The sequence below is a fragment of the Streptomyces sp. NPDC045021 genome (assembly GCF_056432645.1).
In genome coordinates this window covers 206,084-220,373 of record NZ_JBWKIQ010000011.1, presented here as the reverse complement: position 1 = coordinate 220,373, position 14,290 = coordinate 206,084, and the positions used below count along the sequence as shown (strand labels likewise).

The following is a 14,290-nucleotide window of genomic DNA, read 5'->3' as shown; positions in this document are numbered from 1 at the left end:
GTTCGATCCGATCAGCCGGTCGGGCGTGCCCTCAGAGGATCCTCAGGGCGTCCGTTCCGGGTCAGAAGGTGAGCTTCCAGCTGTTGATGTAGCCGGTGTCGACGCTGTAGACGTCCTGGACCTTGAGCTTCCAGGTACCGTTCGCGACCTCGCTGGAGGCGTTGACGGTGTACGTCGCGATGACGTTGTCGGCGGAGTCCGACCCGCTGGAGTTCTTCAGCCGGTAGGTGCTGCCGTCGGGGGCGACCAGGTCGATGACCAGGTCACCGCGGTAGGTGTGGACGATGTTGACGCCCACCTGCAGGGTGCTCGGGGCGTTGCCGGTACGTCCGGTCACCGAGATGTTGGAGTAGACCGCCGCGCCGTGGTCCGGGATCGCGACGTCGGTGGTGTTCTCGAAGACGTTGCCGCCACCACCGGTGGGGGTGACCGTCCACGTGAACGTCGCCGAGCCGGTGGCGTTGGTGGAGTCCTTCGCCGTGACCGTCGGGTTGTAGGTGGCGACCGTGGTCGGCGTGCCGGAGATCAGGCCGGTGGAGGCGTTGATCGACAGGCCGGTCGGCAGGCCGGTGGCCGTGTAGGTCAGCGCGCCGCCGTTGGTGCTGCTGGCCTGGATCTGCAGGCTCGCGGCGGTGTTCACGACGGTGCTCTGGTTGGCCGGCTTGGTGACGGTGACGCCACTGGTCGGCACCCGTGCGCCGACACCGATGGCGGCCCAGGTGTTGGCGACCGTGTTCCACGTCGCGCTGCCGGAGCCGTACAGGTCAGCGGCGGCCTGCAGGCTCTGGGTGCGGGCGGCCGCGTAGTTGGTGGTCGAGGTGAAGCGCTCGCTCAGCGCCTTGTACCAGATCTTCGAGGCGGCGTCCCGGCCGATGCCGGGGACCGGCAGGTTGTCGGCGGTCGGGCTGTTGTACGTGACGCCGTTGATGACCTTGGTGCCGCTGCCCTCGGAGAGCAGGTAGAAGAAGTGGTTCGCCGGGCCGGACGAGTAGTGCACGTCCAGGTTGCCGATGCCGGAGTACCAGTTGTCGGGCGACGTCCCGTCGCGCGAGGGCTTGTCCTGGTAGCGCAGCGGGGTGCCGTCGCCGTTGATGTCGATCTTCTCGCCGATGAGGTAGTCACCGACGTCGCTGGCGTTGTTGGCGTAGAACTCGACGGAGCTGCCGAAGATGTCGGACGTCGCCTCGTTCAGGCCGCCGGACTCACCGCTGTAGTTGAGGCCCGCGGTGGCGGCGGTGACGCCGTGGCTCATCTCGTGGCCGGCCACGTCGAGCGCGGTCAGCGGGTCGGCGTTGCCACTGCCGTCGCCGTACGTCATGCAGAAGCAGCCGTCGTCCCAGAAGGCGTTGACGTAGGAGTTGCCGTAGTGGGTGCGGGAGTACGCGCCGACACCGTCGTTGCGTATGCCGTTGCGGCCCATCACGTTCTTGTAGAAGTCCCAGGTCTCCTGGGCGCCGTAGGCCGCGTCGACGCCCGCGGTCTCGGCGTTGGCCGTGGTGCCGCTGCCCCACGTGTCCGAGGACTTCGTGAAGAGGGTGCCGGTGCCCGAGCTGCCGTGGTTGAGGTTGTAGGTCTTGTGCCCGCCACGGGTGTTGTCGGTCATGCTGTACGTCGAGCCGGACAGCGTGGTGCCGAAGGTGACCTGGCCGCTGTACTGGCTGTTGCCGACGCCGGTCTCGATGCCCTGGTACTCGAAGAGCCGGGAACCGGTCTTGGCGTCGGTGATGACGTGCAGCTGGTTCGGGGTGCCGTCGTCCTGCAGTCCGCCGACGACGGACTCCCAGGCCAGTGTCGGCACGCCGGTGGCCGCCCAGACGACCTTGCGCGGCGAGCCGGCCAGGGCCGGGCTCTTCGCGCCGTCCGCCTTGGCCCGGCTGATCGCGAAGGACTTCGCGGAGTCGGCGGTCGCGGTGGCGGTGGTGCTCGACACCGCGATCTCGGCGTTGGTCGCCCGGTTGACGCTCGTGGTGGCGCCGGCCGGCGTGCTCGCCACGACCAGGTCGCCGCCCAGGACGGGCAGGCCGTCATAGGTGCGCTGGTAGCGGGTGTGCACGGTGCCGTCGGCGTCCCGCAGAACGCTCGTCGGGATGAGCCGCTCCTTGGCGCCGAGCCGCAGTTCGCCCGCGGTGCGGGCCACATGGGCGTTGGCGTCGGCCAGCAGCGTCGCGCGCTGGGAGGCGGACAGGGCCGCCGGCAGGGCGCCGGCACGGGGCTGGACGTGGGAAGCGCTCTGTGCGTCGGTGCCGGCTGCCGCGGTGCCCGAGGGCAGCGCTACGGCCAGCAGTGCGGCGGTGGCGGCAAGAGCGCCTGCCGCTACTGCCTTGCGGGGGGATCGTCTCACTACGGAACTCCTTCTGCGGCGGCCGCGGGGTCGGGCCGTGAACAGACGGGCAGGTGGGGTTGTGTGCTGCCCGGGTAGAGCGACGTGCGGGTGGGACGTGCGTGACCGCTGCTGCTGCACAGACCCGTGGTGCCGTTGGGGGAGTGCTGTACGGCGGCTGCGGGAAGAGTGCCACTGTTTACCAGTACATGTCATTGGGATGGCGAAAACTTGGCCGATTTCCGTCCGTTGACCGATGAGCGGCGCCCGTTATACGGACGCCGCTGTGGTAAATGGCGAGTCGCTCCGGCCGCGGCCAGGTCAGCGGGCCCGTACCGGGCCGCCCCGGTCAGACCAGGCTGTCCCGCCAGGCCGCGTGCAGATCCGCGAACCGGCCATGGTCCGCGATCAGTTCCGCGGGGGCCCCGTCCTCGACGATCCGGCCACCCTCCATGACCAGCACCCGGTCGGCGATTTCCACCGTCGAGAGCCGGTGCGCGATGATCACCGCGGTCCGGCCGCGCAGCACCGTGTCCATCGCGTGCTGCACCGCGCGCTCACCCGGAACGTCCAGCGAGGACGTCGCCTCGTCCAGGATGAGCACGGCGGGATCGGCCAGCAGTGCCCGCGCGAACGCCACCAACTGCCGCTGGCCGGCGGAGATCCGGCCGCCGCGCTTGCGGACGTCCGTGTCGTAGCCGTCCGGCAGCGCGGAGATGAAGTCATGTGCTCCGATCGCTTTCGCGGCCCGCTCGACCTCCTCGCGTCCGGCATCCGGTCTGCCGATCGCGATGTTCTCAGCGACCGTCCCGGAGAACAAGAAGGCCTCCTGCGTCACCATCACCACCCCGCGACGGAGCTCCGGAAGCGCGAGTTCCCGCAACGGGACGCCGTCCAGCGTGATCCGGCCGTCCGTCGGGTCGTAGAAGCGGGCCAGCAGCTTGGCGAGGGTGGACTTGCCCGCGCCGGTCGCCCCGACCACCGCCACCGTCTGCCCGGCCGGAATCCGCAGATCGAAGACCGGGAGGATCTCGCCGCCCGTGCGGTACGCGAAGCGGACGCCGTCGAAGAGCACCTCGCGGCCCGGCAGCTCGCCGTCCCGGCCGGGCAGCTGCCTGGGTGCCACCGGCTCGGGCACCGAGGGGCGCTGCGCCAGCAGGCCGGCGATCTTCTCCAGCGACGCGGCGGCCGACTGGTACGAGTTGAGGAACATCCCGAGCCGGTCGATGGGGTCGTAGAGCCGCCGCAGGTACAGCACGAACGCCGCCAGCACGCCCAGTGCCAGACCGCCGCCCGCCACCCGGTACGCGCCCCACAGCACGATGCCGGAGATCGCGGCGTTGGCCATCAGCCGGGATCCGACGACATAGCGCGCCATCTCCAGGATCGCGTCCCCGTTGATCCGCTCGTGGACGCCGTTGAGCTCGGCGAAGTCCGCCTCGTTCGGCTTCTCGCGGCGGAACGCCTGGACCGGCCGGATTCCGTTCATCGTCTCGGTGAACTTCACGATCACCGCGGCGATCGCGGTGGACCGCTTGCGGTAGACGACCATCGAGCGCTTCTGGAAGGACCGGATCATCAGATACAGCGGTCCGCAGGAGAACAGCGCCGCCAGCCCCAGCTTCCAGTCCAGCCAGAGCAGGATCACCGAGATGTAGATCGACGACAGGATGACGCCGATCAGCTCCTCCAGGCCCTCGCTCAGCAGCTCGCGCAGCGACTCGACGTCCGAGGTGGCGCGCGAGATCAGCCGGCCCGAGGTGTAGCGCTCGTGGAAGTCCAGGCTGAGCGCCTGCGCGTGCCGGAAGATCCGGCCGCGCAGATCGATCAGCACATCCTGGCTCACCCGGGCCGAGACCCGGATGAACGCCCGCTGCAGCAGGCCGGAGGCGAGCGCGCAGCCCAGATAGACGCCGGCGACCGTGATCAGCGGGCCGTGCCGGCCCTCGCGCAGCGCCGGGATCGCCCGGTCGATGGCGTACGCCACCAGCAGCGGCCCCGCCTGCACGGCGGCCTGCTGCACCAGCAGCAGCACCGTCGCCAGCCAGACCCGGCGGGTGTGCGGCGCCAGGAGCGACTTCAACAGGGTGAGCTGCGCGCCCTTGGGGGAGGGCAGCACATCCTTCGCGAACGGGTCGTCCGGAGCCGGCGTGAGTACCGGGTCGTCCGCGGCGCCGGCCGGTTCCTCCCCGGAACCGGCCTTTCCGGTCTGCTCGGCCACGGACGTCATCGGGCCACGCTCCTCTCACTGTCGCCGGACATCAGGTGGCGGTACTCCGCGTTGGCGCCCAGCAGTTCCTGATGGGTGCCGACCGCGGTGATGCGGCCCTCGGACATCAGGGCGACGCGGTCGGCGAGCATGACCGTGGACGGCCGGTGCGCCACGACGAGCGCGGTGCTGTCCGCCAGGACCTCGCGCAGCGCGGCCTCGACGAGCGCCTCGGTGTGCACGTCCAGCGCGGACAGCGGGTCGTCCAGCACCAGGAAGGCCGGGTTGCCGACGACCGCGCGGGCCAGCGCGAGCCGTTGCCGCTGGCCGCCGGACAGGCTCAGGCCCTGCTCGCCGACCTGGGTGTCCAGGCCGTGCGGCAGCCGGGCGACGAACTGGCACTGGGCGGTCTCCAGCGCCCGGAGTACGGCCGCCTCGTCGGCGCCGCCCGGTCCCGCGCCCATCGCCACGTTCTCCCGGACGGTCGCGGAGAAGAGCGTCGGCTCCTCGAAGGCGACCGCGACCAGCTCGCGCAGCCGCTCCCGGGAGAGCACGGAGATGTCGGCGCCGTCGAGCGTGATCCGGCCACCGGTGGCGTCGTGCAGCCGGGGGATCAGCGCGGTGAGCGTGGTCTTGCCGCAGCCGGTGGCGCCGACCAGCGCCATCGTCTCGCCGGGGCGGATGTGCAGATCGATGCCGTGCAGCAGGTCGGGGGTGTTCTCCGGCGCGTCCGGGTAGCGGAAGCACACGCCCTCGAAGCGCACCCCGTCGGAGGCACCCTCCAACTCGGCGCCGAGGCCGGAGGCGTCGGCCTCCAGGGCGTCGATCGCCTCGAAGAAGCGGTCCGCCGCCGTCGCCGACTCGTTGCTGATCGCCAGCAGGAAGCCGAGCGACTCCACCGGCCAGCGCAGTGCGAGCGCGGTGGTCAGGAACGCGACGAGGGTGCCGGCCGACAGGTCACCGTCGGACACCTGCATGATCCCCAGGACCAGCGCGGCGCCGATGGCGACCTCGGGCAGCGTCATGATCAGCGCCCAGATGTCCGACAGCAGCTTCGCCTTGTGCAGTTCGGTACGGCGCAACCCATGGGCCTTCGCGCGGAACGCGTCGGTCTGGCTGCGGTGCCGGCCGAAGGCCTTGATGATCCGGACGCCGAGCACCGACTCCTCGACCACGGTGGCCAGATCGCCGGCCTGGTCCTGCGCGGAGCGGGCGGCCAGCGAGTACCGGGCCTCGAACACCGAGCAGAGGACCACCAGCGGGACGATCGGCAGCAGCAGCACCAGCCCGAGCGTCCAGGCCTGGGAGAACAGGATCGCGAAGCCCAGCACGATCGTGGCGCCGTTCACCACCAGGAAGACCAGCGGGAACGCCAGGAACATCCGCAGGATCTGCAGGTCCATCGTGGCGCGCGACAGCAGCTGCCCGGAGGCCCAGCGGTCGTGGAAGGAGACGGGCAGCCGCTGCAGATGCCGGTACAGGGCGAAGCGCATCGACGCCTCGACCCCCGCCAACGGCCGGGCCACCAGCCAGCGCCGCAGCCCGAACAGCCCGGCCTCCAGCAGGCCGAGGAGCAGCAGCACGGCGCCGCCCAGCCACACCCCTGACGGGTCGTGGTCCGCCACCGGTCCGTCCACCATCCACTTCAGGACCAGCGGGATCAGCAGTGCCATGCTCGACGCGAGGACGGCCGCCACCGCGGAACCGGACAACCGGCCGCGGATGGGGCGTACATAAGGCCACAGCCGCAGCAGGGACCTGATGGCGGATCGGGGTCTGGGGGGCGCGGGATCAGTAGTCGCTTCAGGCATCGTTTCGACGATACGGCCCGGCACCGACACCGCTCATCCGGTTTTCGTCGCCGGCTGGGCCACCCGCCGCAGATTGCGGATCGCGGGCACGGACAGCAGCGCCACACAGACCAACAGGGACACCACGCTGCCCGCCAGCAGCACGTGCCGGGCCCCGAACGCGGACGACGCCGGCCCGGACAGGGCCTGGCCGACCGGCAGCATCGCGACCGACCCGGCGACCTCGTAGGCATGGATCCGGTTCAGGATCTCGCCGGGCACCTGGGTCTGCACGCTGGTCGCCCAGTTCACGCCCCAGTACGCCCACGAGGCGCCGGCGGCGAAGATGCAGCCGCAGATGGCCGGGACCGGCAGGTGCAGGCCGACGGAGGCCGGGTACAGCGCGCTCCCGAACAGCGCGGTGGCCCCCGCCCGCAGCGGGAAGTGCGACCGGAACCGCATGGCGAGCAGCGCCCCGAGCGCGGTGCCCGCGCCGAGGCAGGAGCTGACCAGGCCGTACACCTTGGGGCCGTGCGCGGGCAGGATCTCGCCGGCCGTGAGCGGGGTCACCGGGCCCATCACCGTCACCATGAAGACCATCCAGATCACGATGACCGTCCACATCCACGTGCGGCCCCGGAACTCCCGCCACCCCTCGACGAGATCGGCCCGGAAGGTACTGGTCTTCGGCCCGGTGCTCTCATGGGCGACCGGCGGCAGCCGGAGCAGGAACACGCAGAGCGCGCTCACCCCGAACGTGACCGCGTCCACCGCGATCACACCGCCCGCCGACGCGAACGCCACCAGCAGCCCGGCCAGCGCGGGACCGGCCAGGGACATCATCGACTCGGCGGTCCGCACCACCCCGTTGGCACCCTGCACATCGGTCGCGACCCGGGGCACCGTACTGGCCACGCCGGGCTGGAACATCGCCGCGGCGACACCGTTGACGGCGGTGATCGCGCACACCTGCCACAGCACCACGTGGTCGGCGAAGAACAGGCCGGCCAGCAGCGCCATCATGCCGAGCCGTACGAGGTCGGCGCCGATCATCAGCAGCCGGGCGTTGAACCGGTCGGCGATCACACCGCCGAAGATCACCAGTCCGGCGAAGCACCCCATGTACGACGCCATCACCAACCCGATGGCGCCCGCGCCGTACCCGTACTGCAGCAGCCCGGCGGCCATCGCCACCGGCAGCATGGAGTCCCCGAGCATGGCGATCGACCGCGCGGTGAAGTACAGCCGGAAGTTGACCGACCACAGCCCCGGCCCCTTCACGGGCCCGCCCGCCGGCCCGGCCGGATCGTCGACGAGTGGGTCCTTGGCGGGCCGTGGCAGGGAGGAGGTCACAGGGATCGAGTGTGGACTGGACCAATTCGCCGTGTCCAGGGATTTCAGTGGCTGGACAGCCGCTGGGCCGGCGCAGTGGTGGCCGGGAGAGCGCGCAGCAGCAGGAGGGAGCGCCCAGGCACCGCCACCGAGCCGCCCGCCGGGTACCTGGTGCCAGGTGGAAGGGCCTGGTCCTCGGCGGTGGTGTCGAGCAGGAGCTCGTAGGAGTCGGCCCACGGATGTCCGGGGAGATCGAAGCGGGCCGGGCGGTGGGAGGCGTGGGCGATGATCAGAAAGCTGTCGTCGACGATGGGGACGCCCTGGGCGTCGCGCTGCGGGATGTCGTCGCCGGAGAGGTACATGCCGATGGTGTGCGACGAGGCGAACCAGTCGTCGTCGGTCATCTCCCGGCCGTCGGCCGTGAACCAGCTGACGTCGGGCAGGCCGCCGGGGGTCTGGGAGCGGCCGGAGAAGAAGGCGCGGCGCCGCAGCACCGGGTGGGCGCGGCGCAGCGCGATGAGACGGGCGGCCAGCGTGCTCAGGCCCTGCCAGTCGGGGTCGTCCAGGAGCGACCAGTCGATCCAGCTGATCTCGTTGTCCTGGCAGTACGCGTTGTTGTTGCCGCCCTGGGTGCGGCCCATCTCGTCACCGGCCACCAGCATGGGGACGCCGGTCGACAGCAACAGCGTCGAGAGCAGGTTGCGCAGCTGGCGGCGGCGCAGGGTGTTGATCCCGGGGTCGGTGGTCGGGCCCTCGGCGCCGCAGTTCCAGGAGCGGTTGTCGTGCGTGCCGTCGTTGTTGTTCTCGCCGTTGGCCTCGTTGTGCTTGGACTCGTAGGAGACCAGGTCGCGCAGGGTGAAGCCGTCGTGCGCGGTGATGAAGTTGACCGACGCGTACGGGCGCCGGCCGCCCCAGGCGTACAGGTCGCTGGAGCCGGAGAGCCGGTAGCCGAGGTCGCGCACGTCGTGCTGGGCGCCGCGCCAGAAGTCGCGCACCGCGTCCCGGTAGCGGTCGTTCCACTCCGTCCACAGCGGGGGGAAGGCGCCGACCTGGTAGCCGCCCATCCCGACGTCCCACGGCTCGGCGATCAGCTTCACCCGCCGCAGGACCGGGTCCTGGGCGATGACGGCGAGGAACGGCGAGAGCATGTCGACGTCGTGCATGGAGCGGGCGAGCGCCGCGGCGAGGTCGAAGCGGAAACCGTCCACGCCCATCTCCGTCACCCAGTAGCGCAGCGAGTCGGTGATGAGCCGCAGCACATGCGGCTGCACGACGTGCAGGGTGTTGCCGCAGCCGGTGTAGTCGGCGTAGCGGCGCGGGTCGGGCTGCAGGCGGTAGTAGCCGCGGTTGTCGATACCGCGCAGCGAGAGCGTGGGGCCGAGTTCGCCGCCCTCGGCGGTGTGGTTGTAGACGACGTCCAGGATGACCTCGATACCGGCCGCGTGCAGGGCGCGCACCATGCGCTTGAACTCGCCGACCTGCTCGCCGCGGGTGCCGCCGGCCGCGTAGGCGGAGTGCGGGGCGAAGTAGCCGATGGAGTTGTAGCCCCAGTAGTTGCGCAGCCCGGCCCGCTCCAGGTGCTCCTCGTGGGCGAACTGGTGGACGGGCAGCAGCTCGACGGCGGTGACGCCCAGCCGGGTGAGGTGCTCGATCGCGGCCGGGTGCGCCAGGCCCGCGTAGGTGCCGCGCAGCTCCTCGGGTATCCCGGGATGGCGCTTGGTGAAGCCCTTGACGTGCAGTTCGTAGATGACGGAGTCGGACCAGGGCGTCTTGGGCCGGTAGTCGTCCGACCAGTCGTCGTCATCGTGGACGACGACGCCCTTGGGCACGTGCGGGGCCGAGTCCCGGTTGTCCCGGACGGTGTCGGCGATATGGCGCTCGGGCCAGTCGCGGACGTGCGCGTAGACCTCGGGGGGCAGCGTGAAGTCCCCGTCCACCGCGCGGGCGTACGGGTCGAGCAGCAGCTTGGCGGGATTCCAGCGGGCGCCGGTCCACGGGTCCCAGCGGCCGCTGACCCGGTAGCCGTAGCGCTGGCCGGGCAGCACACCGGGCACGAAGCCGTGCCAGATCTCGTGCGTCAGCTCGGTGAGCGGCGCCCGGGTCTCGGTGCCGTCCGCCTCGAAAAGGCACAGCTCGACGGATTCGGCGCCGCCCGCCCACAGCGCGAAGTTGGTGCCGGAGCGGCCGTCGGGACCGGTGCGAAAGCGCGCGCCGAGCGGCTCCGAGCTGCCGGGCCAGACGGTACGGGGCGCGCCCCCGGGCTCGGGGCCGGCGGCGGCCTCCGGACCCGGGGACGTCCCCGGAGACTGTTCCTGGGCCGGCCCGGGGACGGCCGGTGGAGCACTCGTCCGCAGGCCGTTCGGCCGGGGGACCGCCTCAACGGCCTCCAAGGCCTCCTGCTCGCGTGTCTCTGACACGTGCTCGCCTCCCGCGGCTCGACAGGATCCGGCCATGCGCGTCCGCGGCCACGGTACGGCGGAACCACACGCGTCCCACTAAAGCCCTGGCCGGGCGCGGCCCTTCCCGGCGTCCCGTGCCGGGTCGGTGGCCGTCTCCTCCTACCATTCCTTCCCACCCGGACGCGTGGAGTCACCCCCGTGATCGGTGCCGTCCTGTTCCTCCATCGCTTCCCGCACAGGTGGGCGGTGGCACGTTTCCCCGGGGGCGCCGCTCTCGTTGACCCTGCGTGACGAATGTGGTGGTGCGCGCCCTGAGCGCGGGGGCGGGACTGGTAGGAGCGGTAGTACTCGGCGGGCTCCTCGCCGGATGCGGGGCAGGAGGCGGCGGTGACGCGGGTGGCAGCGTCGACGGGGCCGGCGCGAGGGACGTCGTACCGCAGGTGTCGGAGGCGGTCATCAACATCACGCCGGACGACGCAGCGCACGATGTGCTGCCCGAAGGGCAGCTGCGGGTCGGGGTGGACAAGGGCGAGTTGACGCAGGTCAAGGTGGCCAACGCCGACGGTGAACCGGTCACCGGCACCCTCGCGGCGGACCACAGTGGCTGGCTTCCCACGGACAAGCTGAAGCTCTCCACCCAGTACACGGTGGACGCCTACGCGGTCGACGGGCAGGGCCGCCGGGCCGCCAAGCACGCGGTGTTCACCACGCTGGTGCCCAAGCACAAGTTCATCGGCTTCTACACACCCGAGGCCGGTTCCACCGTCGGCACCGGCATGATCATCACCATCAACTTCAACCGGCCGGTCACCGACCGTGCGGCGGTCGAGCGGGCGATCACCGTCCACGCGAAGCCCGCGGTCGAGGTGGCCCCGCACTGGTTCGGCAGCCGCCGCCTCGACCTGCGCCCGCAGGAGCACTGGCGGTCCGGCACCGAAGTGACGATGTCGCTGCGGCTGAAGGACGTCGAGGGCGCCGCGGGCATGTACGGCACGCAGTCCAAGAACGTCCGGTTCACCATCGGCCGCGACCAGACCAGCACGGTCGACGCGGACGCGCACACCATGACCGTGCGGCGCGGCGGCCAACTCCTCAGGAAGCTGCCCATCTCGGCCGGCAGCCTGGAGCACCCCACGTACAGCGGCATCATGGTGATCGCCGAGAAGTTCGCCCTCACCCGGATGAACGGTCAGACGGTCGGTTTCGGCGGGGAGTACGACATTCCGGATGTCCCGCACGCCATGCGCCTGACCCGCTCCGGAACCTTCCTGCACGGCAACTACTGGGCCGCGCCCGGGACCTTCGGCGCCACCAACACCAGCCATGGCTGCGTCGGCCTCGCCGATGTGAAGGGCGGCCGCGCCACCACACCGGCGGGCTGGCTCTTCGAGCACTCGCTCGTCGGCGACACCGTCGAGGTGATCAACTCCCACGACCGCACGGTCGCGGCGGACAACGGCATGGGCGGCTGGAACCTCAGCTGGCAGGAGTGGCGCGCGGGTTCCGCCGCCTCCCTGGACTCCGCCGCGTCCCCGGAATCCGGCTCCAACCCCTGACACGGCGCTCTCCGTGGTCCCTTCCGGGCCCGGTCCGCCCCCGGTTTCCGACCGGGTGGCGGGCCGAGCCCGGAGTTCGTTCCGGAAGCGTTTCCGGGACTGATTCCAGCGTCATGGCGCCTTCACAGCCGACTGGGACGGAATGGTGACATTCCCGTGTCACCGGGCCTACCTTGCGTGTGATTATCTGTCGTTTGCGTGAGCAATATGCGCGCAGAAGCCCCCGGGCTCTGCAGCGGCCACGCGCAGGGGGGTCAGGGTCGGATCGGCCGGGCAGAATCGCTACAGGAGTGCCGTAGTCGGGCATTCCGGACGCGTGGGCGGGTGGCCGTGTGAGGGGAGCAGAGAGTTGAAGCCGATACAGGCGGCGCCGGGCGCCAGGCAGACATTGCTGGCACTGGCGCTGGGGGCGCTGCTGTTGACGGTCACCGCGTGCGGTGGCAGCAGCGGCACGAACAACGGCGGTACCGCCGGCACCGGCAACAAGCCGGCCGGAGCGCAGGCCGGAACGAGCGCGGACACCAAGGCCTCGGCCGCGGTGGTCACCATCACGCCGAAGGACGGCGCGAACAACGTCGCCACCAGCGGCGCCCTGAAGGTCACGGCGGCGAGCGGCAAGCTCACCTCCGTCATCGTCAAGGACGACAAGGGCTCGGCGGTCAAGGGCGACATAGCCGCCGACGGCGCAAGCTGGGCGCCGGACGAGCACCTCGGCACCTCCACCAAGTACACGGTGGACGCGATCGCCAAGGACAGCGACGGCCGTGAGTCCGCGAAGCACGCGGCCTTCACCACGATCACGCCGAAGGATTCCTTCGTCGGCTTCTACACGCCGGAGGACGGCCAAACCGTCGGCGTCGGCATGGAGGTCTCCCTCAACTTCAACCGGGCGATCACCAACAAGAAGGCCGTCGAGGCGGCCGTCCGGGTCACCGCCTCGCCGTCCGTCCCCGTCAAGGGCCACTGGTACGGCAACCAGCGCCTGGACCTGCGCCCCGAGCAGTACTGGGCGGCGGGCACCAAGGTGACGCTGAGCCTGCGGCTGGACGGCGTCGAAGGCGCCCCCGGCGTCTACGGCAAGCAGTCCAAGGACGTGAAGTTCACCATCGGCCGCAGCCAGGTCAGCGTGGTCGACGCGGCGAAGCACACCATGACGGTCAGCCGTAACGGCTCGGTGATCCGCACCATCCCGATCAGCTCGGGCGCCCCGGCGCACACCACGTACAACGGCAAGATGGTGATGACCGAGAAGTACGACGTGACCCGGATGAACGGTGACACGGTCGGGTTCGGCGGCGAGTACGACATCAAGGACGTGCCGCACGCGATCCGCCTGACCAACTCGGGCACCTTCATCCACGGCAACTACTGGGCCGCCAAGTCGATCTTCGGCAACTCCAACACCAGCCACGGCTGCGTGGGGCTCTCCGACACCCGCGGTGCCGGTGACCCGTCCACCCCGGCCGCCTGGTTCTACAACCAGTCGATCGTGGGCGACGTCGTCCAGGTGATCAACTCCAAGGACAAGACCGTGCAGTGGTACAACGGCCTCAATGGCTGGAACCTCTCCTGGAGCGAGTGGACCAGCTGATCCGCTGACCAGCAGATGTGACCTCCGTCGCCGGGCGGGCCTGTTCTTCGGGCCCGCCCGGCGAAGTAGTCTCCGGACCATGACTGTGAGCCTCGAAGTCGCCGAAGGCGTCGGCACGATCCGCATCGACCGGCCGCCGATGAACGCGTTGGACATCGCCACCCAGGACCGGCTGCGGGTGGTCGCGGAGGAGGCGGGGCGGCGCGACGACGTGCGCGCCGTCATCGTCTGGGGCGGGGAGAAGGTGTTCGCGGCCGGCGCGGACATCAAGGAGATGCAGGCCATGTCCTACGAGGGCATGGTCGACCGGTCGCGCGCGCTGCAGGAGTCCTTCACCGCGGTCGCCCGGATCCCCAAGCCGGTGGTCGCCGCGGTCACCGGCTACGCGCTGGGCGGCGGTTGCGAGCTGGCGCTCTGCGCCGACATCCGGATCGCTGCTTCGAACGCCAAGTTGGGCCAGCCGGAGATCCTGCTCGGTCTGATCCCCGGCGCCGGCGGCACCCAGCGGCTGACGCGCCTGGTGGGCCCGTCCCGGGCCAAGGACCTGATCTTCACCGGACGGATGGTGAAGGCCGAGGAGGCGTTGGCCATCGGGCTGGTCGACAAGGTCGTGCCCGCGGAGCAGGTCTACGCCGAGGCGCGCGCCTGGGCCGAACGCCTCGCCCGCGGTCCCGCGTACGCCCTGCGCGCGGCGAAGGAAGCGATCGACGGCGGTCTGGAGACGGATCTGGAGACCGGGCTGACCATCGAACGTGCCCTGTTCGCCGGACTGTTCGCCACGGCCGACCGCGAGACCGGCATGCGCAGCTTCGTCGAGGACGGGCCGGGCAAGGCCAAGTTCCGTTAGCCGACGGGTCCGTTGCGGCTCCCGCACGACTCTTTCGGGGGCCTGTTGACAGGGGGCCGACCGGGTGGGGGACCTTAAAGCAGCCTTAAGCCAACCTTAAGGAATCCCCGCCCGGGACCGTCCGTAGCTGATCGTCAGCAACTCATCACTGCAGGTCATCATGGCTTCCGAAGTGTGATCAATGCCTGCGGCATATGCCTGAACACGCTTATGGAACCTCTCATTCCGGTAGGCCAATTCCCCCGG

8 protein-coding genes are annotated in these 14,290 nt (G+C 70.5%); 3 read left to right on the top strand and 5 right to left on the bottom strand.

Annotation, left to right across the window (positions count from 1 at the left end; translation table 11 throughout):
• Positions 1-61: 61 nt before the first annotated feature.
• The 5 genes from AC07DC_RS29930 to glgX form a co-directional block, all read right to left on the bottom strand.
• Positions 62-2,341, bottom strand: a complete 2,280-nt coding sequence (locus AC07DC_RS29930; RefSeq protein WP_478917604.1) for a M4 family metallopeptidase — start codon at positions 2,339-2,341, stop codon at positions 62-64.
• Positions 2,342-2,669: 328 nt separating this feature from the next.
• Positions 2,670-4,550, bottom strand: coding sequence for an ABC transporter ATP-binding protein (locus tag AC07DC_RS29925; RefSeq protein ID WP_478917603.1), 1,881 nt, complete (start codon positions 4,548-4,550; stop codon positions 2,670-2,672).
• Entirely contained in the window at positions 4,547-6,340 is a 1,794-nt protein-coding gene (locus AC07DC_RS29920) for an ABC transporter ATP-binding protein (protein WP_478917602.1), read from the bottom strand. Before AC07DC_RS29920 ends, AC07DC_RS29925 begins: the two co-directional genes overlap by 4 nt.
• Positions 6,341-6,373: 33 nt before the next feature.
• Positions 6,374-7,672 carry an MFS transporter gene (locus tag AC07DC_RS29915; RefSeq protein WP_478917601.1) on the bottom strand — a complete coding sequence of 433 codons (1,299 nt, stop codon included), beginning with the start codon at positions 7,670-7,672 and terminating at the stop codon, positions 6,374-6,376.
• Positions 7,673-7,716: 44 nt separating this feature from the next.
• Complete coding sequence (gene glgX, locus AC07DC_RS29910; protein WP_478917600.1) at positions 7,717-10,068, bottom strand: glycogen debranching protein GlgX; 2,352 nt, start codon at positions 10,066-10,068, stop codon at positions 7,717-7,719.
• 269 nt (positions 10,069-10,337) lie between these two features.
• On the opposite strand from glgX, the gene AC07DC_RS29905 reads away from it, so the two are divergent.
• From AC07DC_RS29905 to AC07DC_RS29895, 3 genes are all read left to right on the top strand, one after another.
• Positions 10,338-11,606, top strand: a complete 1,269-nt coding sequence (locus tag AC07DC_RS29905; RefSeq protein WP_478917599.1) for a L,D-transpeptidase — start codon at positions 10,338-10,340, stop codon at positions 11,604-11,606.
• A 349-nt stretch (positions 11,607-11,955) separates the two neighbouring features.
• Positions 11,956-13,197, top strand: a complete 1,242-nt coding sequence (locus AC07DC_RS29900; protein WP_478917598.1) for a L,D-transpeptidase — start codon at positions 11,956-11,958, stop codon at positions 13,195-13,197.
• 79 nt (positions 13,198-13,276) lie between these two features.
• Positions 13,277-14,044 carry an enoyl-CoA hydratase/isomerase family protein gene (locus AC07DC_RS29895; protein WP_478917597.1) on the top strand — a complete coding sequence of 256 codons (768 nt, stop codon included), beginning with the start codon at positions 13,277-13,279 and terminating at the stop codon, positions 14,042-14,044.
• Positions 14,045-14,290 lie beyond the last annotated feature (246 nt).

Coding starts and splice junctions, on each gene's coding strand:
- AC07DC_RS29895 (WP_478917597.1), top strand. CDS start 13,277: ATGACTGTGAGCCTCGAAGTCGCCGAAGGCGTCGGCACGATCCGCATC.
- AC07DC_RS29920 (WP_478917602.1), bottom strand. CDS start 6,340: ATGCCTGAAGCGACTACTGATCCCGCGCCCCCCAGACCCCGATCCGCC.
- AC07DC_RS29925 (WP_478917603.1), bottom strand. CDS start 4,550: ATGACGTCCGTGGCCGAGCAGACCGGAAAGGCCGGTTCCGGGGAGGAA.